Raw genomic sequence first — 25591 nt, 5'->3', positions numbered from 1 at the left:
ATGTGCAGGTGAGCGGCTTGCTATTGGCCCAGATTTGGCAGGGGGCAGGGGAAACACCCGGCTGCGCGGCCCCTGCCTTTACCTTCCGGGTCAGTCATTTACCTTCCCGTGGGCCGGTTCTGGGCGAGCCGCGTTCTTCGCCGCGACGACGGCGTCGAAAACCTGCCGCTTGGGCAGCCCCGCATCCGCCGCAACCGCCGCAATGGCCTCCTTGCGCCGCTCCCCCGCCTCCTCGCGCACCCGCACCCGGCGCACCAGCTCGTCCTGCCCCAGCTCCTCGGGCCCGGTCTCCGGCGCGCCCTCGACGACGACGGTGATCTCGCCCCGTACGCCTTCGGCCGCCCACGGCGCCAGCTCCCCGAGCGGCCCGCGCCGGACCTCCTCGTAGGTCTTGGTCAGCTCGCGGCAGACCGCGGCCCGCCGGTCCGCGCCGAACACCTCGGCCATCGCGGCGAGGGTGTCGTCCAGCCGGTGCGGAGCCTCGAAATAGACCAGGGTGCGGCGCTCACCCGCGACCTCGCGCAGCCGCGAGAGCCGCTCGCCCGCCTTGCGCGGCAGGAACCCCTCGAAGCAGAAGCGGTCCACCGGCAGACCGGACACCGCCAGGGCGGTGAGCACGGCGGACGGCCCCGGTACCGCGGTGACCTTCACGCCGCGCTCCACCGCCGCCGCCACCAACCGGTAGCCGGGGTCGGAGACGGACGGCATTCCGGCGTCGGTGACCAGCAGCACCCGGGCCCCGCCCGCCAGGGCATCTGCCAGCTCGGGCGTCCGGGCGGCTTCGTTGCCCTCGAAGTACGACACGATCCGTCCGGACGGCTGCACCTCGAGCGCCTGGGTCAGCCGGCGCAGCCGCCGGGTGTCCTCGGCGGCGATGACATCGGCGGCCGCCAGCTCGGTGGCCAGCCGCGGCGGCGCGTCCGCGATCTCGCCGATGGGCGTCCCTGCAAGTACCAGCGTTCCAGTCACTCCCCCATCCTCCCAGGACGGCGCGGCGCCCCGGACGGCGGCGCAGCACACCGGTCCACAGCGTGCTTGCCTACGATGGGCCGGGTGACGAGTGACACCACCGCGACCGAGGCCGGCGCGCACCGTGCCGGGTATCCGGACCGGCAGCCCCCCGCCTGGCAACGGCGGCTGCGCCGCTTCGGTTACCCGGCCCGCCCGCAAGGCGATCTCCGGGCGCGGCTGGTGCCCGCCTTCCCCGAGCCCGGGACCCGGCTGTGGGCGGTGTTCGGCGTGGGCCCGGCCGCCGCCGGACGGCTGGCGCGCTGGGCCGCCTGGGGCGGCCCGATCCTGGTGGCGTTGGTCGCGGGAGTCCTGCGTTTCTGGCACCTGGGCAGCCCGCACGACGTGATATTCGACGAGACGTACTACCCCAAGGACGCCTGGTCGCTGCTCCAGTACGGCTACGAGGGCACCTGGGACAAGAACGCCAACGCGGCGCTCGTCGGACCGCACCCCAAGATCCTGCTCTCCCCGCAGGCGTCGTACGTCGTCCATCCGCCGATGGGGAAGTGGCTGATCGCCCTGGGCGAGTGGGCGTTCGGCATGAACCCCTTCGGCTGGCGCTTCACCGTCGCCCTCCTCGGCACCCTGTCCGTCCTGCTGATCTGCCGGATCGGCCGCCGCCTGCTGCGCTCGACGGCGCTGGGCTGCCTGGCCGGCGCCCTGCTGGCGGTCGACGGCCTGCACTTCGTGATGAGTCGCACGGCGCTCCTCGACCTCATCGTGATGTTCTGGGTGGTGGCCGCCTTCGGCTGCCTTCTGGTGGACCGGGACCGCACCAGGGCCCGGTTGGCGGCGGCGCTGCCGGTGGGGTCGGACGGCCTCGCCCGGCCCGACGAGACGGTCGGCGGTCGACTGCGGCTGGGCCGGCGCCCCTGGCGGATCGCGGCCGGCCTCTGCCTGGGCCTGGCCTCCGCCACCAAGTGGAACGGGCTCTACTACCTCGCCGCGTTCGCGCTGATGGCCGTGTTGTGGGACGTGGCGGCCCGCCGGACCGCCGGTGCCCGCCGCCCCTTCCGCGCCGTCCTGCGCCGCGACGTCCTGCCCGCCTTCGGTGCCACCGTCGTCGTGGCCCTCGCCACCTACCTGGCGTCCTGGTCCGGCTGGCTCGCCGGCCGGAGCGGCTACTACCGCGACTGGGCGACCACCCGCGAGGGCCGGACCGGCTCCTGGACCTGGCTGCCGGACTGGCTGCGCAGCCTGTGGCACTACCAGACCGAGGTCTACGCCTTCCACACCGGTCTGACCACCCCGCACACCTACCAGTCCAACCCCTGGAGCTGGCTGGTCCTGGGCCGCCCCGTCTCGTACTTCTACAAGGACCCCACCGTCGGCCATCAGGGCTGCACGGCGGCGGAGGGCTGCGCCCGCGAGGTCCTGGCCCTGGGCACCCCGCTGCTGTGGTGGGCCGCCTGCTTCGCGCTGCTCTACGCGCTCTACCGCTGGCTCTTCAAGCGGGACTGGCGGGCCGGCGCCGTCCTCTGCGCGGTCGCGGCGGGTTATCTCCCCTGGTTCCTCTACCAGGAACGGACGATCTTCCTCTTCTACGCCGTCGTCTTCGTGCCGTTCCTGTGCCTGGCACTGGCGATGATGATCGGCTCGATCATCGGCCCGGCGAACGCCACCGAACGCCGCCGCACGATCGGGGCGGTGGGCGCGGGTGTCCTCGTCCTCCTCATCGTCTGGAATTTCATCTACTTCTATCCCCTCTATACGGGTATGCCGATCCCCAAGTCGGCCTGGCACAACCGGATGTGGCTCGACAGCTGGGTGTGAGGGCGTGCGGCCGCCCGCGATGCGGAGCGGTGGCCCGCACAGGTCGATCACAGGTTCATGACAGGCGCACAACAGCGCGTCACCGGACCGTGCCCTGATCGAGACTCACCGGGAGTCGTTCGCTCCCCCGTGTCCCTTAGAGTGCGACGCACGTTCTTGTGTGCGTATCCAAGGACGAGTTCTCTGGGAGGGGATCGGTGGCCATGCGCCGCGAGGTGAAGTACGGGCTGATCGGCGGATCGGTGGCCCTGGTGGCGGGAGTCGTCGGCGGCTTCACGCTGTTCGGCGGCTCCGACGACGACAAGTCGCCGCAGCAGGTCACGTCGGCGGACGCCAAGTCGGGCGACGACCGGCCCGCGGTGAAGACCGGTCCGCTCAGCGCCAAGGAAGTGCAGACGGCGTCGCAGGAGTTCGTGGCCGCCTGGCAGTCCGGTGACGCCGCGAAGGCCGCCGGGCTGACGGACAGCCCCACGGCCGCCAAGAGCGCGCTGGAGACCTTCAGCAAGCGGGCGAAGTTCTCGAAGGTGACGGTCGCTCCGGGCGCGCCGACGGGCGACAGGGTGCCGTACACCGTCACCGCCCGGATCGACGACAACGGCACCAAGGTGCCGTACTCCTACCGCACCTCCGCGGCCGTCCACCGCGACAAGGCCACCGGCAAGCCGCAGATCGCCTGGCAGCCGCAGGTACTGCACCCGGGCCTGGCCAAGGGCGACGAGCTGCGTACCGGCGAGGCCGAGGCGCCGCCGATCAAGGCCGTGGACCGCAACGGCGCCGAGCTGACGCCCCAGGCGCACCCGTCGCTGGCGGGGATCCTGGACAGCCTGCGCGACAAGTACGGCGACAAGACCGACGGCAAGCCCGGCGTGGAGCTGTTCATCCACCGCGCCAAGAGCGCCAAGCCCGCCGAGCAGCAGCCCGACAAGACGCTGAAGGTGCTCTCCAAGGGCACTCCCGGCACCCTGAAGACCACCCTGGACGCCAAGCTCCAGGCGGCGGCCGAGAAGGCGGTCAAGGGCAAGAAGTCGGCGTCCGCCGCGGCGGTCAAGCCCAGCACCGGCGAGATCCTGGCGGTCGCCAACTCCCCGGCCAAGGGCTTCAACATGGCCACCCAGGGGTCGCTGGCCCCCGGCTCGACGATGAAGATCGTCACCTCGGCCATGCTGATGGACAAGGGCCTGACCGCGCCGGGCAAGAAGAACCCGTGCCCCAAGTACGTCACGGTCGGCGGCTGGAAGTTCCAGAACCTCGACAAGTCCGAGATCAAGGACGGCACCTTCGCGCAGAGCTTCGCCGCGTCCTGCAACAACGCCTTCATCTCGCACGCCAAGGACCTCGGCGACGCCGACCTGACGAACGAGGCCCGGGACGTGTTCGGCATCGGCCTGAACTGGCAGACCGGTATCCCGACCTTCGACGGCGCGGTGCCGGTCCAGCAGGACGCGCAGATGGCGGCCTCGCTGATCGGCCAGGGCGGGGTGCGGATGAACCCGCTCAACGTCGCCACGCTCGCCGCGACGGTCCGGGCGGGCTCCTTCCACCAGCCGTACATCGTCTCGCCGTCGCTGGACAACCGGACCTTCGCCAAGGCGGCCCGGTCGATGAAGCCGGACACCCTCAGCGGTCTGAAGTCGCTGATGAAGCTGACCGCGACGTCCGGTACGGCCGCCGAGGCGATGGCCGGGGTCGGCGGCGACATCGGCGCCAAGACCGGCTCCGCCGAGGTCGACAACCAGAAGAAGCCCAACGCCTGGTTCACCGCCTACCGCGACGACCTCGCCGCGGCGGCCGTCGTCCCGGCCAGCGGCCACGGCGGCTCCAACGCGGGCCCGCTGGTCCGCGCCATCCTGACCGCGGGCTGAGCCGGCGGGCGCCGTCAGGGTGCCCCTCGTCTCACCGAGTGGTTTTCGTTCGCATGGCCCGTACAGCTTTCGCTAGCGTGCGGGCCATGAGCGATTCCGCGACCGTCCCCCCACCGGAGCGCCCCGGATCCCAGGCCCATCCCCGCTTCGCCGAGGCCGTGCGGACGGCCGCCGGCACCCCGCGCACGGCCCTCCCCCTCGATCCGGCATCCCCGGTCGTGTGCTCGCGAGGCCGCGCCGTGGACGTGCGCGAGCGCACCGCGTGACCCCGCTCGTCGTCGTGGCGGTCCTGATAGCCGCCATCACCCACGCCAGCTGGAACGCGATCGCCCACGGCATCCGCGATCAGCTCCTCGCCTTCACCCTGGTCGGCGGCGGCGGCGCGATATGCGGGGCGGTCATGGCCGTCTTCACCCCGCTGCCCGCCTCCGGGGCCTGGCCCTACCTGCTCGCCTCGGCCGTCCTGCACGTCGTCTACCAGATACTGCTGATGCAGTCGTTCCGGCTGGGCGACTTCGGCCAGATGTACCCGATAGCCCGCGGTACGGCGCCCCTGATCGTCACCGTGCTCGCGGCCGTCTTCGTCCACGAGGTGCCCAACACCTGGGCGATGGCGGGCGTGGCCCTGACCTCCGCGGGCCTGGTGGGGGTGGCCCTGTGGGGCATCCGCGGCGCGGACACCAAGCCGCACTGGCCGGCCATCCTCGCCGCCCTCGCGACCGGACTGGCCATCGCCTCCTACACCACCGTCGACGGCCTGGGCGTCCGCGCCTCCGGCACCCCCCTCGGCTACATCGCCTGGCTGATGATCCTGGAGGGCCTGGCCATCCCCGCCTACGCGCTCGTCACCCGGCGCGGCCGGCTCGTGGCGGAGCTGCGCCCGCTGGCGCTGCGCGGCCTGGCCGGCGGTGTCCTCTCCGTCTTCGCCTACGGCCTCGTCCTGTGGGCCCAGACCCGCGCCCCGCTGGCCCCCGTCGCGGCGCTGCGCGAGTCCTCGATCATCGTGGGCGCCGCCATCGGCACGCTCTTCCTCAAGGAGCGCTTCGGCGCCCCGCGCATCGCGGCCGCGGGGCTGATGGTGGTGGGCATCGGGCTGATGCTGCACACGGGTCAGGGCGCCTGACGGCGGTCCGGCCGGCGACGCGGCTCGGGCCGGCCGTCACCCTGGTGTGTCCAGCGCCGCCCGGATCTCCGGGTGGGCGACCAGCACCCCGCCGTCGACGGGCAGGGTGACACCGGTGACCCAGGCCGCGTCCGGTGACGCGAGGAACGCCACCGCCGCCGCGATGTCCTCCGGCCGGCCCACCCGCCCGAGCGGATAGGCCCCGGCCGCCCGGCGCAGCGCGTGTTCGCGCCCCGCCCATCCGGGGGTGTCGACGGTACCCGGTGCCACCAGGTTGACCCGGACACCGCGCGGCGCGGCATGGCCGGAAAGCGTGCGGGTGAGGCTGCCGAGCCCCGCCTTGGCGGCGCTGTAGGCGTGGTTGCCGAAGTTGTGGATACCGTTGACCGACCCCACGTTCACGATCGCGCCGCGCCCTTCCGCGGCGGCCAGGTGCGGCAGGGCGGCCCGCGCGCAGCGCACCGCCCCACCCAGCGTGACGTCGAGGTCCACGGCCCATGCCGCGTCCGTCTCGTCCTCGAACCGCGCGGCGTCGGGATGGCACGAGAAGGCGTTGTTGACCAGCACGTCCAGTCCGCCGAACCGCTCCGCCGCGCGGGCGACGGCCGCCTCGACCGAGGCCCGGTCCGCCACGTCGCACACCATGGCCTCGGCGTGCCCGCCGTCGTGGCGGATCCGTCCGGCCGCCGCCTCGGCCCGGGCCGCGTCCACATCGGTGACCAGGACGCGGGCGCCCTCCTCGGCCAGCCGGTGGGCCGTGGCCTCCCCGATGCCGCGGCCCGCGCCGGTGATCAGTGCGCCGTACCCCTCGAACCGTCGCATGTTCCCCACTCCCCGGGACCGTTGGGTGGCCGTCACGGCTGTCGTACCCAACTCGGCGGCCGGGCACGGCTCGGCGGCGGCGCCGGGTGAGCGGGGCGGGGCAGGACCGCGGCCTCGAAGGGCCCGGATCGGGGTGGGGTCAGCCGGTCACGCGGGAGGCTGCGGCGCGCAACAGGGCCTGCGCCCGGGGGTCCGCCGTCACGTTCCTCTGCATGCCGTTGGTGACGTAGCCGAAGGCGAGACCGCTTTCCGGGTCCGCGAAGGCGAGGGCGCCGCCGCGTCCCGGGTGGCCGAAGGAGCCCGGCCCCAGGAGCGGCGAGGCCGGGCCGTGCAGCATGAATCCCAGACCGAACCGCGTCCGGACGAGCAGCGTGCGGTCGAGGCCGGCCGACTCCTCCGTGCGGGCAAGGGTCAAGGTGGCGGGCGCGAACAGCCGTGTGTGGCCGTCGACGGGGCCGATCAGCGCCGCATAGCAGCGGGCCAGGGACCGCGCCGTGGCGATCCCGGCAGATGCCGGGAGCTCGGCCGCCCGGTATTCCACGGCGTTCTCGTCGGCCGGGGGCGTTATCGCGCCGAACGCCCGCCGGGTGAGCGAGGCCGGGTCGGCATACGCGTCGGCGACCGTCGGCTTGGGCCGTACCCGCAGGCCCGCGCCGCCTCCCGCCGGGGCCGGCGGCGGCTCGATCTCCGCCAGCCGCCCCACGCGGGAGCGTGCGGCCGGCGGCAGCCCTATCCACAGGTCCAGTCCCAGCGGTCCGGATATCTCCTCCGCGACCCAGCTGCCGATCGAGCGTCCGGTGACCCGCAGGACCAGCTCGCCGAGGAGCCAGCTGTAGGTCTGCGCGTGGTATCCGTGCTCGGTACCGGGCTCCCACAGGGGTGCCTGGTCGGCCAGTGCCGCCGGGCCGCTGTAGCCGTCGACGGCCTGCGCGGGCGTGAGCGGGGTGTCCAGGGCGGGCAGTCCGGCGCGGTGCGACAGCAGATGCCGGACGAGCACCCGCTCCTTGCCCGCCGCCTTGAACTCGGGCCAGTACGTGCCGACGGGCGCGTCCAGATCGAGCAGCCCCCGCTGGTGGAGCAGCAGCGGAACGATGGCCGCGACGCCCTTGGTCGCCGACCGCACGACCTGTGCCGTGCCGGCCTCCCAGGGCTCCCTGGATGCGCCGTCCCCGTCCTTCGCACCGCCCCACAGGTCCACGACCTTGCGCCCGTGCAGGTACACGGCGACCGCCGCTCCCCGCTCCCCGCGCCGCGCGAAGTTGTCCGCGAAGGCGTCCCGGACCGGCTCGAAGCCGTCCTCGACCGTGCCCTGGACGTCCACCACTGATTCCCGCTTCCCACTCATCCGTCGCCTTGGTGACCCATCAATGGTGCAACGCGCAGATCAGTGCTGATGACCAGGGCCCTGGCCAGTGGTGTTCGTCACATCGCCGCAGGTGGGCGGCCGGTCACACGGGCAGGGTCACCGAGCGCGGGTCGAACCCGAACGGCAGCTCCAGCCGATGGGTCCGCATCAGCTCCTCGTCACACAGGAGTTCCTGGGTGGTGCCGTCCGCGACGATCACCCCGCCGGAGAGCACCACGGAGCGCGGGCACAGCTCCAGTGCATACGGCAGGTCGTGCGTGACCATCAGGACGGTCACGTCCAACGACCGCAGGATGTCGGCGAGTTCGCGCCGCGAGGCGGGGTCGAGGTTGGACGACGGCTCGTCCAGGACGAGGATCTCCGGCCGCATCGCGAGCACCGTGGCCACGGCGACCCGGCGCCGCTGGCCGAACGACAGGTGGTGCGGCGGCCGGTCGGCGAACCCGGCCATCCCGACCCGTTCGAGCGCCTCGGTGACCCGCTCCTCCAGCTCGGCGCCGCGCAGCCCGGCCGCGGCCGGCCCGAAGGCGACGTCCTCCCGGACGGTCGGCATGAACAGTTGGTCGTCGGGGTCCTGGAAGACGATGCCCACCCGCCGCCGGATCTCGGCCAGATGCTTCGGGCCCACCGGCAGTCCGGCGACGGCGACGGATCCGGCGCCCGCCTGGAGGATGCCGTTGAGGTGCAGGACGAGCGTGGTCTTCCCGGCGCCGTTGGGGCCGAGCAGGGCGACCCGCTCACCGCGCCCGACGGAGAGGTCGACCCCGAAGAGCGCCTGGTGCCCGTCGGGGTAGGCGTAGGCGAGCCCGGACACGTCGAGCGAGGGGGTCGTAGTCGTACTCACAGCGTCCATCCCAGGAGACATACGGCAAGGGCGGCCACGGGCAGCGCGGCGGCGTGGGTCCATTGTGCGCGGGTGGCGGTGGTGTCGGAGAGGACGGGCATGGTGCCGGTGTAGCCGCGGCTGACCATGGCGAGGTGCACCCGCTCACCGCGCTCGTAGGAGCGGATGAACAGCGCGCCGGCGGACTTGGCGAGCACCCCCCAGTGCCGTACGCCGCGGGCCTCGAACCCCCGCGACAGCCGGGCGATCCGCATCCGCCGCATCTCGTCGGCGATCACATCGCCGTAGCGGATCATGAACGACGCGATCTGTACGAGCATCGGCGGCATCCGCAGCCGTTGCAGTCCGAGCAGCAGTTCGCGCAGCTCGGTCGTCGAGGCCAGCAGCACGGAGGCCGCCACCCCCAGCGTCCCCTTGGCGAGGATGTTCCAGGCCCCCCACAGCCCGGACTCGCTCAGGCTCATGCCCAGTACCGCGACGCGCGGCCCTTCCGCCACGAACGGCATCAGCACCGCGAACGCCACGAACGGCACCTCGATCAGCAGCCGTTTGAGCAGAAACCCGGCCGGGATCCGGGCGGCGCCCGCGGCGGCCGCGATCAGCACCGCGTACAGCCCGAACGCCCAGACCGCCGCGCGCGGCGTGGAGACCACGACGAGCACGAAGCAGAAAGCGGCGGCGATCTTGCAGTGCGACGGCAGCGCGTGCACCGGCGAGTGCCCGTGCCGGTAGAGCTTGTGCGCGTGCCCGGCGCCCATCAGGCGCGCTCGCCCGCGGCCGCGGCGGGAAGTCCCGCGTCGGCGGCCCTGCGCCGCCGCAGCACCACGAAGACTCCGGTCCCGACGGCCAGCGTCGCACCGACCCCGATGACGCCGGCCAGGCCGCCCGACAGTCGCGCGTCGGTGATGTCCTTGACGCTGTAGTCGGCCAGCGGCGAGTCCTTGGCGGCGTGGTCCTCGGTCTTCTTGTCGATGCCCTGGTCGTGGGCGACCTTCTCCAGGCCGTCGGGGCTGGCGGAGGCGTAGTAGCTGACCCCGCCGGCGCACAGCAGCGCGGCCGCGAGCCCGGCCAGCCAGACGGGGCGGGCGGAGCGGCGGGGGGCGGGCGCCGGCGCGGCCGGTGCGGCCTCGCGCGCCGCCGTGGTGACGTCGTCCGGCGCCGGGGCGGAGCCCTTGAGCGGCGAGGTCCGCAGTTCCAGCGGCTGGGCCAGCCCCCGCGCCCCGTACACCAGATCCGGCCGTACGGCGATCACCGCACCCACCGTCAGCGCGGTGATCGCGGCCTCACCGATCCCGATCAGCACGTGCACGCCGACCATGGCGGTGAAGACCTTGCCGATCGGGACGTCGGTCGTGCCGCCGAGGGCGTACATGGCGGTGAAGGCGACCGCCGCGGCCGGCACCGAGACCAGGGCCGCGACGAACGAGGCGACGGTGACCGAACGGCGACGCCGCGGCAGCACCTTCACCAGCCCACGGAAGAGGGCATAGGCGACGACCGTCGTCACGATCGCCATATCGGTGATGTTCACGCCCAGCGCCGTCAGCCCGCCGTCGGCGAACAGCACGCCCTGCATCAGCAGCACCACCGACACACACAGCACACCCGTGTACGGCCCCACGAGGATCGCTGCCAGGGCGCCGCCGAGCAGATGGCCGCTGGTCCCGGCCGCCACCGGGAAGTTCAGCATCTGCACCGCGAAGATGAAGGCCGCCACCAGGCCGGCCAGCGGCGCCGTACGCTCCGCGCCCGCGCCGGTGCCGCCCTGCACCGCACCCGCCAGCTCACGCCGGGCACCGCGCAGGCTGACCGCGACCGCGACCGCGGCGACCGCACCGGTCGCCACCGACACCGGCGCATTGATGAATCCATCAGGTACGTGCATCTCGGGTTGTCTCCACTTCAGGCGCTGCAACCAGCCAATGGTGGTACCTACTGCAAAGTGGTTGCAAGAGCGCCCACCATGCGAAACGACACAATGCCTGGTGGCGGGCGTGCGATACACCGCGGTGCCCCGCGCGCCGGACACCCGCCCTCACCCTCGCCGCACGAGTGCTCACGCTCGGTGGCGCACATGCGGTCGCGTACGGACCCGCGTCAGGTGTTCCGCGGGCCGCCGCCGTCACCCCGCACCAGCAGGCCGCCCAGCTCGGTGCGCCGGTGCAGGACCGCCCGGCCGGCCCGGACCGTCGTGACCAGCCCGGCGCCGCGCAGGGCGGCGGCGTGGGCGGAGGCGGTGGCGTTGCTGACGCCGAGCCGGCGGGCGAGCTGGCTGGTGGTGTGGGCGTCCGCGAGCCGGTGCAGGACGGCGACGCGGGTGCGGCCGAGGACACCGGACAGCGCGCCGTCGGTGCCCTGCGCGCCGTCCGGCGTGAGCGGCAGGCCGCTGCCGGCCGGGTAGGTCAGGAACAGCGGGCGGCCGGGCAGGTCGGCGACGAGCGGGTGACCGGTCCAGTGGAAGGTGGGCAGGAGGACCAGGTCGCGGCCCGCCGGTGCGATGTCCCGGTCGACGGGTGCCGCCAACTCCCAGGTGCCCTCGCGCAGTTCGGCGCCCGGCAGGAGCTGGGTGAGTGCCCTGCCGATGCCGTGTTCGGCGGTGGTCAGGGCGTGGCGGGTGAACTCCGCCCGATGGAGGTCCTGGACCTGCGGCCACACGGGGCGCAGGGCCGTCTCGAAGGCCGCGTGCTGGGCGCGGCGCAGGAGGTGCCAGGCGTCGGCGTCGGCGCGGTGCAGGTCCCGGATCCACGGCGGGGGCGGGGACGGGTGGGATGCGTAGACCCGCTCGATCTCGGAGCGGACCAGCCCGGCGCAGGAGGTCCGCAGGGTCTCCAGGCCGTCCTGCGCGCCGTCGGTGAAGACGTCGAGGAAGAGCGGGGCCCTGCCGGCGGGGGCCAGGTCGCGCAGCGGCAGGACGGCGGCCGGCAGGGACCGCAGCAGCCGGTGCCGCCAGCGGCCGAAGAGCAGCGGCTCGTCGGGGAGGGACATCTTCATCAGGGCGACGTTCAGCTCCTGCAGCGGAGCCGGCCGGGACGCGAACCGGACACGGGCGAGGTCGTCGGCCGTGAAGTGGATCCTGAGCACCGTCCCCCCTTTCCCGCTTTCCCGCGCGGCGCCATGGTTTCGGCCTGGCCCTGAACCCTCGCCCGCACGCCCCGCCGGGCGCCAGCATGCCCGGCACAGGTCCTCGCGCGCCATCCACCCGGAGGCGCCGAGGGCCGCAAGGACGGACGGGTCAGCGGTACCCGGCCGTCACGGGACACCACGGGCACAAGGGGGAGACATGATCCGCAAGACGGCCGGCCACGGGGACGTGGGCCGGCGGGCGGTCATCGCATCGGCCACGGCGCTGGGCGCCGGACTGGCGCTCGCGGGCTGCGGCGGCGCCGCGGGGCGACCGGCGAAGGGTGCGCCCATGACGGGAGACCCGGCGCGGGCGGCGTCCGGGCCCGCGGAGGGGCGGGGCGCAGCCGGTGCGGCCCTGCGGTTGCCGGCGCCGACCGGGCCGCACCGGATCGGGGCCACCACGCTCTACCTCGTGGACCGGTCGCGGCGCGACCCGTGGGAGCGGATCGCGGTACGGGAAGTGATGGTCACGGTGTTCTATCCGGCCCGGAGGGTCGGCGGTCACCCGGTGGCACCACAGATGACCAGGGGCGCGGCGGAGGCGTTCGCGGCCGTCGACGCACGGGTGCACCACCTGCCGGCCAAGGGCGTGGACTGGGCGGCGACCCGGACCCACGCGCACGCGGACGCCCCCGCACTGCCCGGCAGACGGCCGGTGCTGCTCTACGGCCCGGGCGGCGGCGACCCGCGCACCCTGGGCACCGGGCTCGCCGAGGAGCTGGCGAGCCACGGCCGGGTGGTGGTGACCGTCGATCATCCGGGGGATGCGGGTGAGGTCGACTTCCCGGTGGCACGGGCGGGCCGGGAGAGGGTCCGGTGCACCGTCTTCCGGGCGGATCCGCGGGCGGACCCACGGCAGTTCGCCACCATGATCGACACGCGGGTCGCGGACCTCCGGTTCGTACTGGACCAGCTGGCGGCGCTGGCGGCGGGGCGGAACCCCGACGCGGCGGGACGCCCGCTGCCGGCGGGCCTGGGGCGGGCGCTGGACCTGCGGCGGGTGGGCTGCTACGGCCACTCCGCGGGCGGCACCGCCGCGGCCGAGGCGATGTACGAGGACCGGCGCATCGGCGCCACGGTCAACCTGGAGGGCTATCTGGACCACCCGCCGAAGCGGCCCGGCGAGGCGGGAGAGCTCTACCCCGTCGCCCGGCACGGCGTGGACCGGCCACTGCTCCTGGTGGGCAGCGAACGCTTCGCCACCAGGAGGGAGCGGGACCGCTCCTGGGCGGCCGCGCTCGCCCACCCGCACCGGCGCGTCGAGCGGCGCGAGATCGCCCGGGCCGCGCATTTCGTGTTCACCGACCACGCCGCCATGGCGCCCCAGTTGCAGGCCGCCGGGCTGATGACCGCGCGGGACCGGAACGCGCTGGTCGGCCCGGTCGCCCAGGCCACGTCGGTTCCCCTGGTGCGCCGTGCGGTGCACTCCTTCTTCGCCCGGCACTTGCCGGCGCGCTGACCCGGCCCGGCCGGCCCGGCGGCGCCCTCCTCCTCGGGGAGGGTGCGCCGGTGGGCCGGGCGCCCGGCCGAGTTGCCGCCCCCGGGCCGTGCCGAAACGATGGTGGGGTGAGCGACGCACGCGAGGCCGTCGGCCCGCACCCGCAGACGCACCCCGCCACGCCTCGCGGTCGGCTGCGCCGGATGCCGGCGTCGCCGGGCCCGCCGCCCGGCTCCTACCTGCGGTTTCCGCATCTGCACGGGGATCTGCTGTGCTTCGCCGCCGAGGACGACCTGTGGGTGGCGCCGATCGCGCCCCCGGGTGAGGAACCGGGCCGCGCCTGGCGGCTGACCGTCGACCGCACCCGCGTCGGCCACCCCCGCTTCTCCCCCGACGGCCGCCAGATCGCCTTCACCACCTGGCGCAGCCTCGACCCGGAGGTCCATCTCACGCCGGTCGAGGGCGGCCCGGCCCGGCGCCTGACGTACTGGGGCAGCACGGACGCCCGCGTCTGCGGCTGGTCGCCGCCGGACCAGGACGGCACCACCCAGATCCTCGCCGTCTCCTCGCACGGGCAGCCGTTCTCGTACTACTCGTGGGCGTACGGCCTGCCGACCGACGGCAGTCCCGGGGGTCGGCTGCCCTGGGGTCCGGTCTCCGACATCGCGGTCGCCGATCTCGACGGGGAGCACCGCACCCTGCTGCTCACCGGCAAGCCGCCGCACGAGCCCGCCTCCTGGAAGCGCTACCGGGGCGGCGCGATGGGGCGGCTGTGGCTGCACGGGACCCGGCTGGTGGCGGATCTGTACGGGCACCTGGACTCGGTGATGTTCGTGGGCGGCCGGATCGCCTTCCTCTCCGACCACGAGGGCATCGCCAACGTCTACTCCTGCCTCCCGGACAGCACGGATCTGCGGCGGCACAGCGACCATGCGGACTTCTACGCGCGGCACGCCTCGACGGACGGTTCGCGCATCGTCTACCAGTGCGCCGGCGACCTCTGGCTGATCGACGACCTGAGCCCGGGCGCCCTGCCGCGCAAGCTGGCGGTGCAGCTCGGCGGGCCGCGCGCCGGACGCCGCACCTATCAGGTGCCGGCCGCCGCGCATGTCACCTCGCTCGCGGTGGACGCCACCGGCCGGGCCAGCGCGGTCGGTGTCCGCGGCAGTCTGTACTGGCTCACCCACCGCGACGGCCCGGCCCGCACGATCCACGACGTCCCGGGGGTCCGGGTCCGGCAGCCCGAAATGCTGGGCTCCACCGGGCGGATCGCCTATGTCACCGACGCCGAGGGCGACGACGCCATCGAGATCTCCGACCTGCCGCGGGCCACCGCCGCCCACCCCCCGGTGCGGCTGGCCGCCGGCGAACTGGGCCGGGTCCACGAGCTCGTCTCCGCCCCGGACGGCGAGCGGGTGGCGGTGGCCGCGCACGACGGCCGACTGCTGCTGGTGGACACCCGCCCGGAACAGGAGGCGGACGAGGGGGAGCCGGGGCGTCCCGGGGACGTCACCGAGCTGATCACCTCGGCCAACGGGCCGGTCCGCGACCTGGCCTTCTCCCCCGACTCCCGCTGGCTGACCTGGTCGCACCCGGGCATCGGCCGCACGCTGCGGCAGATCAAGATGGCCCGGCTGGCCGATCGACTCGTCGTGGACGTCACCAACGGCCGCTTCGAGGACGAGCAGCCGGTGTTCACCCGCGACGGCCGCTATCTCGCGTTCCTCTCCTGGCGCGGCTTCGACCCGGTCTACGACGTGCACACCGGCGACCTCTCCTTCCCCCTGGGCTGCCGTCCGCATCTCGTACCGCTGTCCTCCGCCACCCCCTCCCCCTTCGCGCTGTCACCGGAGGGGCGGCCGGCGGCGGGCGGGCTGGACCCGGCGGAGAACCCGCCCGTGGGGGAGGGCCCGGTGCTGGTGGAGGTGGAGGGGCTGGAGAACCGGGTCACGCCGTTCCCGGTCGCCGCGTCCAAGTACTCGTCGCTGGAGCCGGTCTCCGGGGGCGGGCTGGTCTGGTTGCGCTGGCCGATCTCCGGGGCGCTCGGCGAGACCTTCGCCAACCCCGCCGACACCTCCGGCCGGCCCACCCTCGAACACTTCGACCTGACCAAGGCGCGGCGCACCGAACTCACCAGCTCCCTGGACGCGTTCGCGCTCAGCGGCGACGGCTCCCGGCTGATCGTCAACGACGAGGGCGATCTGCGTGCGGTCCCCGCGACCGAGCCGCCCGACGCCGACTCGACGGTCTTCCTGGACCTGCGGCGCATCCTGCACGACGTCGAACCGGAGTGGGAGTGGCGCCAGGCGTTCAACGAGGCCGGCCGGCTCACCAAGGCGTACTTCTGGGAGCCGCAGATGTGCGGCATCGACTGGGACGAGGTGCTGGCGCAGTACCGGCCGCTGGTCGAACGGGTCGCCTCGCCCGACGAGTTCGCCGATCTGCTGCGCGAGGTGCTGGGCGAACTGGGCACCTCGCACGCCTACGTCGCCGGCGCCCGCCGCAACGAAGGCCCCCCGCACTACCAGCGCCCCATCGGCCTGCTCGGCGCCAACTTCTACGCCCGGGACGGGCGCTGGATCCTCCAGCGGATCCTGCCCGGTGAGTCCTCCGACCCCAAGGCCCGCTCGCCGCTGGCCGGTACGGGCATCCGCGAGGGCGCCGCGCTCACCCATGTCGACGGCCGCCCGGTCGACCCGGTGGCCGGGCCGTTCCCGCTGCTCGCCGCGGCCGGGGGCACCACCGTCGAGCTGACGTTCGCCCCGGCGGAAGGGAACGGCGGCCCCGCGCGCCGGATCGCGGTGGTCCCGCTGATCGACGAGCGGCCGCTGCGCTACCAGGACTGGGTCGCCAAACGCCGGGCGGTGGTACGGGAGTTGAGCGACGGCCGATGCGGCTATCTGCACATCCCCGACATGGGCGGCTCCGGCTGGGCCCAGTTCAACCGCGATCTGCGGCTGGAGGTGTCGATGCCCGCGCTGATCGTGGACGTCAGGGGCAACGCGGGCGGCAACATCTCCGAGCTGGTCATCGAGAAGCTGACCCGCACCATCATGGGCTGGGACCTGACCCGCCACGCCGAGCCGGTCTCGTACAGCAGCAACGCACCGCGTGGCCCGGTGGTCGCGGTGGCCGACGAGATGACGTCCTCCGACGGCGACATGATCACCGCGGCCTTCAAGCTCCAGGGCATCGGCCCGGTCGTGGGCATGCGCACCTGGGGCGGGGTGGTGGGGATGACCGGCCGCCACCGCCTCGGTGACGGCACCACGATCACCGTGCCGATGAACGCCGCGTGGTTCAACCTCTACGGGTGGGGCGTGGAGAACCACGGCGTCGAGGTGGACATCGAGGCGCTGCGCTCACCCGTGCACTGGGCGGAGGGGCGCCATCCGCAGCTGGGCGTCGCGGTGCGTACGGTGCTGGAGCTGCTGGAGCGGCACCCGGCCGCGACGCCCCCGGACCTGTCGGACGTGCCGGACCGGCAGCGGCCCCAGCTGCCGCCGCGCACCGTGTGAGGGCGCCTCGCCCAAGGGACGCGCAAGTGCGCGCACACGAGGGGGACGCACCCGGTACCGAGTGCGTCCCCCTCGTGTGCATGGGCGCCGCGCGTGTGCGCGGGCGGCGTATCGGCTCTGGAAGTATCAGCTCTGGAAGGGGCCTTCGGCTTCGTCCTTCGCGTCCCGGTCCTGCCGCCGGCCCGGCCGGCCCCGGCCCGGTTCCCCGGGCTCGCCCGCCTCGTCACCGACGCCGTTCATCGCTTCCTGTGCCTGCGCCTGGGCCTTGAGCCGCTCGGCCTTCGCCCAGAACTGCTCCTTGAGACCCATGCTTCTCACTCCTACGCGCGGTACGGGGAACAGGGCCCGACCAGCCTTACACAGCCGGACATTCACCGCATTTCCGACGGGAGCCGCTCTCGTCCGAGAGCGGCTCCCGCGCCGCCGAGTGCTACCGCTCCGTCCGGGCCTTCTCGTCCGCCTCCCCGCCCGCGCCGACCAGCCCGACCCGCATGCCGTCCAGCCGGTCCCCGAAGCGCCGCATCTCCCGCTGGCCCACCGAACCGATGAGCGAGGGCAGACCGCCGCGGATCGACTGCATCCCGCGCAGCCACCACTGCCCGTAGACATGCGCCGAGCGGCGTTCGATGCCCGCCACGATCCGGTCGACGGCGGGGCCGAGCGGATAGGTCTTGTTCGACGGCCAGGGCAGCCGGGAGCGCAGCTCACGCATCACGTCGTCCTGGTCGGCGCCGCGCACCATGTCCGTGTCGGTCCAGCTCAGATAGCCGACGCCGACCCGTACGCCCCTGTAGCCGACCTCCGCGCGCAGGCTGTGTGCGAACGCCTCGACGCCCGACTTGGACGCGCAGTACGCGGTCATCATCGGGGCCGGTGTGATCGCGGCCAGCGAGGCGATCTGCAGGAAGTAGCCGCGCGACTCCATCAGTACGGGCAGGAAGGCGCGCCCGGTGACCGCGCCGCCTATCAGGTTGACCTCGATGACGCGCTTCCACGCCACCGGGTCCGAGTCGACGAACGGTCCGCCGGTGGCCACCCCGGCGTTGGCGACGACCGCGTCGACCTTGCCGAAGCGGTCCTTGACCTCGCCCGCGACCCGGGCCATCGCCTCGTGGTCGGTGACATCGGCGTGCCAGTGGTGCGCCGGGCCGTGCAGCGAGGCCGCGACCTCCCGCATCTCGTCCGGCTCCAGCCCGACCAGCGCCAGCGTCGCCCCGCGCGCCGACAGCTTGCGGGCCAGCAGCGCACCGACCCCGCGCGCCGCACCGGTCACGACCACGACCTGCCCGTCCAGCTTCCTGCTTGCACTCACGCCGTCTTCTCCTTCTTCTGCCGCTTGCCACGCGCGGCGGGAGCCGATGCGGCGCCCCCGTTCTCCGGCGCGCCGGCGATCAGGTGGTCCCGTACGAGTTCGCGCAGCCGGCCGGCGACCGCGCCCGGGTCCTCGATGGGGGTCATGTGTCCCAGGCCGGGCAGCTCGGTCACGCCGCGGCAGTCGGGCAGCACCGAGGCCAGCCGGCGGGCGTGCGCGAGGGGCGTGAGCCGGTCGGTGGTGCCCGCGAGGACGGCCGTCGGCACGTCCAACCGGGCCACCTGGCCGGTCAGTTCGAGACCCGCCAGCACCTTGCCCCACCGGGCCCGCACGCCCGCCGGGCAGCCGTGCACGATCCGCGCGCACGCCTCGATCTGCTCGGCGGTGGCGCCGGCACCCATGGTGGCGTACCGCAGGGCCCATTTGGTGGCGGGTGACACGGGGCCGAGCGGGGCGCGCGAGCCCAGCATCAGACGGTGCGCGCGGCGGCGGCCCTGCGGGCTGCGGAGCGGGAAGACCCGCGATTCCGCGGCCAGTTCCGAGCTGCCGGTGCTGCACAGCAGCGCGGCGGCGGCCCGCTCGCGCAGCTGCGGGCGTTCGGCGGCGGCCATGATCGTCATGCCGCCCATGGAGTGGCCGCCGATCACGGCGCGTGCGTCGCCGTCCAGCGTCGCCTCCAGCACCGCGACGAGGTCGTCGGCGAGGGCGTGGGTGCCGTACCCCGCCGCGCCCACCGCCGGGCTGCGCCCGTGTCCGCGCTGGTCGTAGACGACCACCGTGTGCTCGGCGGCGAGGTCGCGGACGACCGGGGCCCAGAAGGCGGTCGAGCAGGTCCAGCCGTGGGCGAGGACGACGGCGGGGGCGCCCTCGGGCCCGTGGATCTCGGCGTACAGCCGCGCCCCGTCGTCGGAGGTGACGGTCAGCGCCTTGCGCGGCACGGGCGGTGCGTACGCCCCGGTGGTCAGGTGCGCGGGGCGGCTCATGCGGCCACCTCCTCGGCGAGCCGGTCGCCGGATGTGCCGTCCGTCCCGGCCGGCGGCCGCAGCACCTCGTACTCGGCGAGATCCACCTGCTGGGTCACCCGGCGGAACTCCGCCGTCGTCCCCGGCCAGACGGTCGTGTTGCGGCCGTTCGCATCCAGGTACCAGCTGTCGCAGCCGCCGGTGTTCCACACCGTGCGCTCCATGCGCTGCTGGACCCCGCGATTCCACTCCTGCACCGCGGACGGCCGGGCGCTGAGCGCGATCCGCCCGCCGAGGACGTCGAGCTGACGCATGAAGTCGGCCATGTAGTTCAGCTGCGCCTCGATCATCAGGATCATCGAGCTGTTCCCGAGGCCGGTGTTGGGCCCGATGATGGTGAGGAAATTGGGGAAGCCGGCGGCGGTGGAGCCGCGCAGCGCCTCCATGCCGCCCTTCCACTCCTCGGCGAGGGTGGTGCCCGATGCACCGGTCACCCGCTGGGCGATGGGCATGTCCGTGACGTGGAAGCCGGTGCCGAAGATGATCGCGTCGACCTCGGTCTGCGTACCGTCCGAGGCGATCAGCGTGTTGCCGCGGATCTCCTTGAGCCCGGAGGGGACCACGTCGACATTGGGCCGGGCGAGCGCCGGGTACCAGCTGTTGGACAGCAGGATCCGCTTGCAGCCGATGCGGTAGTCCGGGGTGAGCCGGGCCCGCGTCGCCGGGTCCTTGATGGCCTTGCGCATATGGGCCTTGGCGAGGGCCTCGATCAGGCCGAGCTCGTTGGGCCGCTTGGTGAAGGCGCTGACCTGGAGCTCCCGGATGCCCCACAGCAGCCGGCGGCGCAGCGCGCGGGTCGCGGGCACCTTGCCGTGCAGCCAGCGCTCCGCACCGGTGATCTTGCGGTCGGCGCGCGGCATGACCCAGGGGGGCGTGCGCTGGAAGACGGTGAGCCGGTCCACCTCGGGCTGGATGGCCGGCACGATCTGGATCGCCGACGCCCCGGTGCCGATCATCGCGACGCGCTTGCCCCGCAGGTCGTAGTCGTGGTCCCAGCGCGCGGAGTGGAAGACCTTGCCGGGGAAGGTGTCCAGCCCCGGCACATCGGGGAGCTTCGGGTCCGAGAGCGGCCCGGTCGCCGAGACCACCACGTCGGCCGTCAGCGCCCCGCTCGCCGTATCGACCTCCCAGCGCAGCGCGTCGCCGTCCCATCGCAGGCCGCGCACCTCGGAGTTGAGGCGGAGGTGCGGCCGCAGCCCGAAGGTGTCGGCGACCCGCTCCAGGTACGCGCGGATGTGCGGCTGCCCGGAGAAGTTCCGCGGCCACTCCGGGTTGGGCGCGAAGGAGAACGAATACAGATGCGACGGCACATCGCACGCGCATCCCGGATAGCTGTTGTCCCGCCAGGTGCCACCCACCGCATCGGCCCGCTCCAGGACCACGAAGTCGGTGATCCCCTGGCGGCGCAGCCGTACGGCCGCCCCCAGGCCACCGAAGCCCGATCCGATCACCGCCACCCGCACGTGCTCACGCTCGGCCATCCCGCCGCCTCCCGAGTTCGACGTCACCTGCACCAGTCTTCACACCAACCGCGCCAGCAATTACTGGCGCGATCGCCTGATGGGAGAGTAGGCCAGCTCCGTACCGAGCGGTAGGGGGTGGGCACCAGGAAGTTACCGCCGGTCGCACCTCGCCGCGGCGGCCTCGTCCCGGCATAGGGTGAACGGGTGGCAGCGAACGAGCACGAGACGGCGAACGGGCACCGACACGGAAGCAGGAAGGCGGGCCCGGCCACCGGCGCGCCCGAGGCACGCGACGCCCTCCCCTCGTCGTCCCCGCGCGAATTCCGCATGGCCGACCTGGCCGAGGAGGCCGGCATCACGGTCCGCACGCTGCGCTTCTACCGCGAGCGCAAACTCATCCCGGCACCGCGCCGTGAGGGCCGCATCGCCTGGTACAACGAGCACCATCTCGCCCGCCTGCACACCATCGGCGCCCTCCTGGAGCGCGGCCACACCCTCGGCGGCATCGGCGAGCTCCTCACCGCCTTCGACAACGGACGCGACGTCGGCGAACTCCTCGGCCTGGACACCACGCTCGTCACCCCATGGTCCGAGGAGACCCCGGTCCGGCTGACGCCCGAGGAACTGGCCGACCACTTCAGCGACGACATCACCCCCGAGAACCTCACCACCTCCCTGGACATCGGCTATCTCGCCGTCGACGGCGACGAGTTCGTCCACATCAGCCGCCGCCTCCTGGACGCCTCCACCGAACTCGTCGGCAAAGGCATCCCGCTGGCCGCCGTCCTGGAAGCCGGCCGCCAGGTCCGCACCCACGCCGACGCGCTGGCCGAACTCTTCTGCAACCTGATCCGCACCCACGTTCTCACCGACGTCCTGGCGCACACCGCCGACGGCCGCCCGCCCGCCCCCCACGAGGTGGCCCGGATAGCCGAGACCATCGAAGAGCTCCGCCCCCTGTCCAAGGGCGTCGTCGAGGCCGAGGTCTCCATGGCGATGGACCGCCACGTCCGCGCGGAGATCGACGAGTGGTTGCGGGCCTGCGCCGAGCGACAGGACTGAGCGGCGGCGTCCGCCGGCCGGGCACGGGGAACTCACCTCACAAGACCTCGCCGATCAGCCTGGATTCCGCACCCCGTACGCTCGTCGGCCAACAGGCCGACGTAGACGGAGAGGGCGAGGGAGCGCATGGCGGGGGACAAGGGCACACACGGGCTCGCGGCAGGATCCGACCGAGCGGCCCAGCCGGCCGAGAACGCCCCTCCGCGACGCCGTACGAGCCCCCTTCACTGGTTTCTGTTCCACAGCGCGTGCGCTGCGGCCTCGGTGGCCCTGATGTGGTTCGCGCCGGTGGTCCCACTGCCGACCCTGCTGAGCGGCACGGGCCGGCTCACCTCCGTGCTGCTGATACCCGTGGCGCTCGCCCTGGTGCCGGCCCTCCTGCTCCGCCGCATCCCGCACAAGAAGCAGCCGAAACCGGCCGCCTTCGCGCTCGCCGTTGCCGTCATTGCCGCAGTCGGGCTGGCGATCACCACCCAAGGGGCCGGCGACGAGCGGGCACTGGAGAAACGAGGCCGGTGGACCGAGGCCGTCGTGGTCGAGGTCGAGAACCACAAGACCGACAAGTGCACGCTCCGCACCCGCGACGGCCGGGAGATCTCACCTCAGCTGTCGCAGGGCGACGGCTGCGAGGCGGAACGGGTCGAGCCGGGCGACAGGCTGCGCGTGCTGTACGACCCCAAGGGCGTAGCCGGTCCGATGGAGGACATGGAAGTGGACCTGGAGCCGGGCGCGTACGGAGGGACAATCGGCGGCCTGGCAGCGCTGGTCGTCGCGGCAGGCACATGGGGCTGCGTACGACTGGGTCGGGGCGACAACGCGTAGGACGGGGGCACCCCGAGCGGCGAACTGCTCACCGCGAAACGAAACGGCACCGTCCGGCCCTCGCGGTGCGGTGGCAACGTGGCTCCATCGGGCTCTTCCCGATGGGGCCGCATCGCCCTTTACCGGTCGTACACCACCGTCACCGGCGCATGATCCGACCATCGCTGGTCATAGCTCGCCGCCCGCTCCACGTACGCCTTCACCGCCCGCTGCGCCAGGCCCGGCGTGGCCATGTGGTAGTCGATGCGCCATCCCGCGTCGTTGTCGAAGGCCCGGCCGCGGTAGGACCACCACGAGTACGGGCCCTCGGTGCCCGGGTGCAGGGCGCGGACGACGTCCACATAGCCGCCGCGGGTCTCGTCCAGGACGCCGGTCAGCCAGGCGCGCTCCTCCGGGAGGAAGCCGGACTTCTTCTGGTTGGCCTTCCAGTTCTTGAGGTCGGCCTCCTGGTGGGCGATGTTCCAGTCGCCGCAGACCACGACCTCGCGGCCGTCGGCGGCGGAGCGTTTGCGCAGGTCGACGAGGTAGGGGAGAAACTCCGCCAGGAAGCGTTCCTTCTCGTCCTGGCGCTCGGTGCCGACCTCGCCGGAGGGCAGGTAGAGGCTGGCGACGGTCACCCCGGGCAGGTCGGCCTCGACATAGCGCCCGCTGTCGTCGAACTCCGCGGAGCCGAAACCCACCCGCACCCGCTCCGGCTCCCGCCGCGTGTAGAGCGCGACGCCGGCCCGACCCTTGGCCGCGGCCGGGGCGTGCACGGCGTGCCAGCCCTCGGGATCGCGGACGTCGTCGGGCAGCTGCGCGGCCTCGGCACGTACCTCCTGCAGGCACACCACCTGGGACTCGGTCCCCGCCAGCCACGGCACGAAGCCCTTCTTGGCCGCGGCGCGCAGCCCGTTCACATTCACAGACGTCACGGTGAGCATCCGGGCACGATACCCATCCCCCGCACCTCGTCGCGCCGCGCACCCGTTCACCATGGAAAGTCCACCCTTGATCACGACGCCCCCGCCCCCGACCTTCCACGGCCGCGCGCGGGCGAGGTGCGTTCTTGCGTTCCTGGGCCGCACCGCTGCCAAGCCACCGTGGCCACCCCGGCACCGGTGACCGAAGCACCCCATGACAACGGCCCCCGCCGCTTGCGAGGGCCGGTCACTCGGGGTCATCAGGGGAGGAGTCACCCGTAGTACTTGGCGAACTCCACGAGCCCGGCGAACCCCTCGTGCGTCAGTGTGAGGTGCGGGCCGTTCGGATTCTTGCTGTCACGGACCTTGACCACACCAGTGGCCGCCGCGTGCTCCGGTGCCCACTCGATGCACTGTCCGCCGTTGCCGCTGTAGGAAGACTTGAACCAGCGGAGGGATTCGGTTGTCACGGGGAACCCTTTCGAAGCTCTTCGATCATGGCCACGGATGCCGCCTGGGACAGCGCTTCGGCCTGCAACTGATGGTAGGCCGTCAGTATGGGCAGCACGAAAGCGCTTTCCCGTTCGAGGTGCCCCCGTTGCGCGGACTCGGCGTACGACATGATCGAGCGATCCGGCATGGTGAGCACGGTCACGGGCAGGGTGAACGGTCGCCGCGCGCCCATAGAGAACGGTGCGACCTGTAGAACGGTGTTCGGTCGATCGGCGAACTTCAGCAATCGTTCAAACTGGGCATTCATGATGGTGGGATCACCCATCGGCCGGCGAACGCAACTCTCGTCAAGCACCGCAAGAATCAAGGGTGACGGGTTGCGGGCCAGCGTGGCTTGCCTTCGCGTCACCAGCCCCACCCGTTCTTCGGCTTGTTCCGGGGTGATGGCTTCCCGCCGCACTGCGTCGGCTTCCAGAGTTGCCGCATACTCCGGCGTCTGGAGCAGACCAGGGACCACGCCCACTTCGTACAGCCGGATTTCCGCCGCCCGTGCTTCGTGCGTGACGTACTCCGGAAAGCCCTCCAGTAGTGCCGTGTGGCGAACCGCCCGGCTCTGGCGTTCGAGTCGGTCGCCGGTGCCGAAGATCTTGTCAGCACTCGCCGCGAAACGGGGAGTTGGAGGGCGTCGACCAGTTTCGACGGCGGAAATATGCGTGCCGGAGCACCCCATGCGCTCCGCCAGCTCATCCTGTGTCCAGCCGCGTTCGTCCCGCAGCCTGCGTAAAAGCTGCCCGAACCGCGCACTCGGCGACTCCTCGGCATCCAGCTCTTTACGGTTCACCATCTCGGCGTTCAACTCCCCAAGCAAGTCCCGCAAGTTGAAGACACGTTGACTGTAGGCCACGCTGAATCCTCCTGGTAGTGGAATCACTACGGAGAGGAGCGGGCCCATGGCTGCCCCGATGATTCGGACACCCCATCAGGCCACAAACGACCTACGTCTACGCCTGGACGATGCGCTGCGGCGCGCCGGATTCGACGCCGAGCCGTCGATCGTGACGAGCGACGTTGTCGAGGGCGTCAAGATCAACCGCGTTCGTATCCCGGCGTTGTCGCTCTCACAGGTGATCCGTCTCGCGACGATCCTGGAGGCCGGCAGCACTGCCGACGTGAGCGAAAAGAACCGCAAGAAGAACCAGGAATCGTCCAGCGGCTCCGATGCGGGCAAGTACACCGGCCGGAAGTGGTAGAGCCTGTGCGCTGTCCCTCCGTGGCCACTCACGACATGGAGCGGCTGAGCAGATGGGCGTACTACTGCGCGGAGCACGGCGTGACGCTCGTGATCCACCCCAGCCCGCCCGCCCCTGAGTTCCCGCCCCGCCCCCAATCCGACACCCGAGGCTCCCCCCTTCGCAGTCCTGGGAGCGGGGTGGGTCAGCGCCCAACCCCCGATGGCCCGGTCTTCGTCGCCAGCGGCAAGGGAGAGCCCTACCACGCCGTAGACAGCTGCTACACCCTCGGCCGAGCCAGCCCCGCGCCAGAGGTGACCGTGGTATCCCGAAGCAAGGCGGAGCGCGACGGCCGGACGCCGTGTCTCGCCTGCGTCAAGAAGCCCTAACCAGCTCTGCCGCCCTGGGGCGCCCAGCCCCCACAGCGAAGGAACCGACAACGTGTG

General features: G+C 72.8%; 23 protein-coding genes. 9 read left to right on the top strand and 14 right to left on the bottom strand.

What is annotated here, in order from left to right:
* Positions 1-90: 90 nt before the first annotated feature.
* Positions 91-969, bottom strand: coding sequence for a 16S rRNA (cytidine(1402)-2'-O)-methyltransferase (rsmI, locus tag ACGFML_RS22640; protein ID WP_393546292.1), 879 nt, complete (start codon positions 967-969; stop codon positions 91-93).
* A gap of 75 nt (positions 970-1044) precedes the next feature.
* Between rsmI and ACGFML_RS22635 the strand changes: the two genes are divergently transcribed.
* The 4 genes from ACGFML_RS22635 (at position 1045) to ACGFML_RS22620 (ending at position 5769) form a co-directional block, all read left to right on the top strand.
* Positions 1045-2784 (top strand): dolichyl-phosphate-mannose--protein mannosyltransferase, encoded by a 1740-nt coding sequence (locus ACGFML_RS22635; protein ID WP_393546427.1) that lies wholly within the window; start codon positions 1045-1047, stop codon positions 2782-2784.
* 203 nt (positions 2785-2987) lie between these two features.
* Positions 2988-4646 (top strand): penicillin-binding transpeptidase domain-containing protein, encoded by a 1659-nt coding sequence (locus ACGFML_RS22630; protein WP_393546291.1) that lies wholly within the window; start codon positions 2988-2990, stop codon positions 4644-4646.
* 86 nt (positions 4647-4732) lie between these two features.
* Positions 4733-4912: a hypothetical protein gene (locus ACGFML_RS22625; RefSeq protein WP_393546289.1), complete on the top strand. Its 180-nt coding sequence runs from the start codon at positions 4733-4735 to the stop codon at positions 4910-4912.
* A complete protein-coding gene (locus tag ACGFML_RS22620; RefSeq protein WP_393546287.1) occupies positions 4909-5769 on the top strand; it encodes an EamA family transporter in 861 nt (286 codons plus the stop codon). The genes ACGFML_RS22625 and ACGFML_RS22620 overlap by 4 nt, the downstream gene beginning before the upstream one ends.
* A gap of 36 nt (positions 5770-5805) precedes the next feature.
* Here the strand turns inward: ACGFML_RS22620 and ACGFML_RS22615 are convergent, their stop codons facing one another.
* The 6 genes from ACGFML_RS22615 to ACGFML_RS22590 all read right to left on the bottom strand — a co-directional run bounded on the left by ACGFML_RS22615 (position 5806) and on the right by ACGFML_RS22590 (position 11882).
* On the bottom strand, positions 5806-6591 hold the full coding sequence (locus ACGFML_RS22615; RefSeq protein ID WP_393546285.1) for an SDR family NAD(P)-dependent oxidoreductase: 786 nt from the start codon (positions 6589-6591) through the stop codon (positions 5806-5808).
* Between the two features lie 139 nt (positions 6592-6730).
* Complete coding sequence (locus ACGFML_RS22610; RefSeq protein WP_393546284.1) at positions 6731-7936, bottom strand: serine hydrolase domain-containing protein; 1206 nt, start codon at positions 7934-7936, stop codon at positions 6731-6733.
* A 103-nt stretch (positions 7937-8039) separates the two neighbouring features.
* Positions 8040-8822, bottom strand: a complete 783-nt coding sequence (locus ACGFML_RS22605) for an energy-coupling factor ABC transporter ATP-binding protein (protein WP_393546282.1) — start codon at positions 8820-8822, stop codon at positions 8040-8042.
* Positions 8798-9559: a cobalt ECF transporter T component CbiQ gene (cbiQ, locus tag ACGFML_RS22600; RefSeq protein ID WP_393546280.1), complete on the bottom strand. Its 762-nt coding sequence runs from the start codon at positions 9557-9559 to the stop codon at positions 8798-8800. Before cbiQ ends, ACGFML_RS22605 begins: the two co-directional genes overlap by 25 nt.
* Entirely contained in the window at positions 9559-10686 is a 1128-nt protein-coding gene (locus ACGFML_RS22595; RefSeq protein WP_393546278.1) for an energy-coupling factor ABC transporter permease, read from the bottom strand. The genes cbiQ and ACGFML_RS22595 overlap by 1 nt, the downstream gene beginning before the upstream one ends.
* A 212-nt stretch (positions 10687-10898) precedes the next feature.
* The gene (locus tag ACGFML_RS22590; RefSeq protein WP_393546276.1) at positions 10899-11882 is read right to left on the bottom strand and encodes a helix-turn-helix domain-containing protein; all 984 of its coding nucleotides are present in this window, start codon (positions 11880-11882) and stop codon (positions 10899-10901) included.
* A 199-nt stretch (positions 11883-12081) separates the two neighbouring features.
* On the opposite strand from ACGFML_RS22590, the gene ACGFML_RS22585 reads away from it, so the two are divergent.
* On the top strand, positions 12082-13383 hold the full coding sequence (locus tag ACGFML_RS22585) for an alpha/beta hydrolase family protein (protein ID WP_393546275.1): 1302 nt from the start codon (positions 12082-12084) through the stop codon (positions 13381-13383).
* A gap of 182 nt (positions 13384-13565) precedes the next feature.
* Positions 13566-16880: a S41 family peptidase gene (locus ACGFML_RS22580; RefSeq protein WP_393546425.1), complete on the top strand. Its 3315-nt coding sequence runs from the start codon at positions 13566-13568 to the stop codon at positions 16878-16880.
* A 126-nt stretch (positions 16881-17006) separates the two neighbouring features.
* On the opposite strand, the gene ACGFML_RS22575 is transcribed toward ACGFML_RS22580, so the two are convergent.
* From ACGFML_RS22575 to ACGFML_RS22560, 4 genes are all read right to left on the bottom strand, one after another.
* Positions 17007-17189, bottom strand: a complete 183-nt coding sequence (locus tag ACGFML_RS22575; protein ID WP_393546273.1) for a hypothetical protein — start codon at positions 17187-17189, stop codon at positions 17007-17009.
* Positions 17190-17310: 121 nt separating this feature from the next.
* Positions 17311-18192 (bottom strand): SDR family oxidoreductase, encoded by an 882-nt coding sequence (locus ACGFML_RS22570; protein ID WP_393546271.1) that lies wholly within the window; start codon positions 18190-18192, stop codon positions 17311-17313.
* On the bottom strand, positions 18189-19175 hold the full coding sequence (locus ACGFML_RS22565; protein ID WP_393546269.1) for an alpha/beta fold hydrolase: 987 nt from the start codon (positions 19173-19175) through the stop codon (positions 18189-18191). Before ACGFML_RS22565 ends, ACGFML_RS22570 begins: the two co-directional genes overlap by 4 nt.
* Positions 19172-20695: a flavin-containing monooxygenase gene (locus ACGFML_RS22560; protein WP_393546423.1), complete on the bottom strand. Its 1524-nt coding sequence runs from the start codon at positions 20693-20695 to the stop codon at positions 19172-19174. Before ACGFML_RS22560 ends, ACGFML_RS22565 begins: the two co-directional genes overlap by 4 nt.
* Before the next feature lie 309 nt (positions 20696-21004).
* Between ACGFML_RS22560 and ACGFML_RS22555 the strand changes: the two genes are divergently transcribed.
* A complete protein-coding gene (locus ACGFML_RS22555) occupies positions 21005-21739 on the top strand; it encodes a MerR family transcriptional regulator (protein WP_393546421.1) in 735 nt (244 codons plus the stop codon).
* Between the two features lie 273 nt (positions 21740-22012).
* On the top strand, positions 22013-22561 hold the full coding sequence (locus ACGFML_RS22550; RefSeq protein WP_393546267.1) for a hypothetical protein: 549 nt from the start codon (positions 22013-22015) through the stop codon (positions 22559-22561).
* Between the two features lie 119 nt (positions 22562-22680).
* Here ACGFML_RS22550 and ACGFML_RS22545 read toward each other — a convergent pair whose 3' ends face one another.
* The 3 genes from ACGFML_RS22545 to ACGFML_RS22535 all read right to left on the bottom strand — a co-directional run bounded on the left by ACGFML_RS22545 (position 22681) and on the right by ACGFML_RS22535 (position 24760).
* Positions 22681-23484: an exodeoxyribonuclease III gene (locus ACGFML_RS22545; protein WP_393546265.1), complete on the bottom strand. Its 804-nt coding sequence runs from the start codon at positions 23482-23484 to the stop codon at positions 22681-22683.
* Positions 23485-23735: 251 nt separating this feature from the next.
* On the bottom strand, positions 23736-23933 hold the full coding sequence (locus tag ACGFML_RS22540; protein ID WP_393546264.1) for a DUF397 domain-containing protein: 198 nt from the start codon (positions 23931-23933) through the stop codon (positions 23736-23738).
* Positions 23930-24760, bottom strand: a complete 831-nt coding sequence (locus tag ACGFML_RS22535) for a Scr1 family TA system antitoxin-like transcriptional regulator (protein ID WP_393546419.1) — start codon at positions 24758-24760, stop codon at positions 23930-23932. The genes ACGFML_RS22540 and ACGFML_RS22535 overlap by 4 nt, the downstream gene beginning before the upstream one ends.
* Positions 24761-24866: 106 nt before the next feature.
* Between ACGFML_RS22535 and ACGFML_RS22530 the strand changes: the two genes are divergently transcribed.
* Positions 24867-25166, top strand: coding sequence for a hypothetical protein (locus ACGFML_RS22530; RefSeq protein ID WP_393546262.1), 300 nt, complete (start codon positions 24867-24869; stop codon positions 25164-25166).
* Positions 25167-25591 lie beyond the last annotated feature (425 nt).

This window comes from Streptomyces sp. NPDC048650 (genome assembly GCF_043199095.1).
In the GTDB taxonomy this organism is placed as follows: Bacteria; Actinomycetota; Actinomycetes; order Streptomycetales; family Streptomycetaceae; genus Streptomyces.
The sequence above is the reverse complement of the archived record's forward strand: the minus strand, read 5'-3'. Positions and strand labels throughout refer to the sequence as shown.

What these genes read in the sequence shown, in the direction of transcription:
- ACGFML_RS22635 (WP_393546427.1), top strand. Translation starts at nt 1,045, where the DNA reads ATGGGCCGGGTGACGAGTGACACCACCGCGACCGAGGCCGGCGCGCAC.
- ACGFML_RS22630 (WP_393546291.1), top strand. Translation starts at nt 2,988, where the DNA reads ATGCGCCGCGAGGTGAAGTACGGGCTGATCGGCGGATCGGTGGCCCTG.
- ACGFML_RS22625 (WP_393546289.1), top strand. Translation starts at nt 4,733, where the DNA reads ATGAGCGATTCCGCGACCGTCCCCCCACCGGAGCGCCCCGGATCCCAG.
- ACGFML_RS22615 (WP_393546285.1), bottom strand. Translation starts at nt 6,591, where the DNA reads ATGCGACGGTTCGAGGGGTACGGCGCACTGATCACCGGCGCGGGCCGC.
- ACGFML_RS22610 (WP_393546284.1), bottom strand. Translation starts at nt 7,936, where the DNA reads ATGAGTGGGAAGCGGGAATCAGTGGTGGACGTCCAGGGCACGGTCGAG.
- ACGFML_RS22605 (WP_393546282.1), bottom strand. Translation starts at nt 8,822, where the DNA reads ATGTCTCCTGGGATGGACGCTGTGAGTACGACTACGACCCCCTCGCTC.
- cbiQ (WP_393546280.1), bottom strand. Translation starts at nt 9,559, where the DNA reads ATGGGCGCCGGGCACGCGCACAAGCTCTACCGGCACGGGCACTCGCCG.
- ACGFML_RS22595 (WP_393546278.1), bottom strand. Translation starts at nt 10,686, where the DNA reads ATGCACGTACCTGATGGATTCATCAATGCGCCGGTGTCGGTGGCGACC.
- ACGFML_RS22585 (WP_393546275.1), top strand. Translation starts at nt 12,082, where the DNA reads ATGATCCGCAAGACGGCCGGCCACGGGGACGTGGGCCGGCGGGCGGTC.
- ACGFML_RS22580 (WP_393546425.1), top strand. Translation starts at nt 13,566, where the DNA reads ATGCCGGCGTCGCCGGGCCCGCCGCCCGGCTCCTACCTGCGGTTTCCG.
- ACGFML_RS22575 (WP_393546273.1), bottom strand. Translation starts at nt 17,189, where the DNA reads ATGGGTCTCAAGGAGCAGTTCTGGGCGAAGGCCGAGCGGCTCAAGGCC.
- ACGFML_RS22565 (WP_393546269.1), bottom strand. Translation starts at nt 19,175, where the DNA reads ATGAGCCGCCCCGCGCACCTGACCACCGGGGCGTACGCACCGCCCGTG.
- ACGFML_RS22560 (WP_393546423.1), bottom strand. Translation starts at nt 20,695, where the DNA reads ATGGCCGAGCGTGAGCACGTGCGGGTGGCGGTGATCGGATCGGGCTTC.
- ACGFML_RS22555 (WP_393546421.1), top strand. Translation starts at nt 21,005, where the DNA reads ATGGCCGACCTGGCCGAGGAGGCCGGCATCACGGTCCGCACGCTGCGC.
- ACGFML_RS22550 (WP_393546267.1), top strand. Translation starts at nt 22,013, where the DNA reads ATGTGGTTCGCGCCGGTGGTCCCACTGCCGACCCTGCTGAGCGGCACG.
- ACGFML_RS22545 (WP_393546265.1), bottom strand. Translation starts at nt 23,484, where the DNA reads ATGCTCACCGTGACGTCTGTGAATGTGAACGGGCTGCGCGCCGCGGCC.
- ACGFML_RS22535 (WP_393546419.1), bottom strand. Translation starts at nt 24,760, where the DNA reads ATGGTGAACCGTAAAGAGCTGGATGCCGAGGAGTCGCCGAGTGCGCGG.
- ACGFML_RS22530 (WP_393546262.1), top strand. Translation starts at nt 24,867, where the DNA reads ATGGCTGCCCCGATGATTCGGACACCCCATCAGGCCACAAACGACCTA.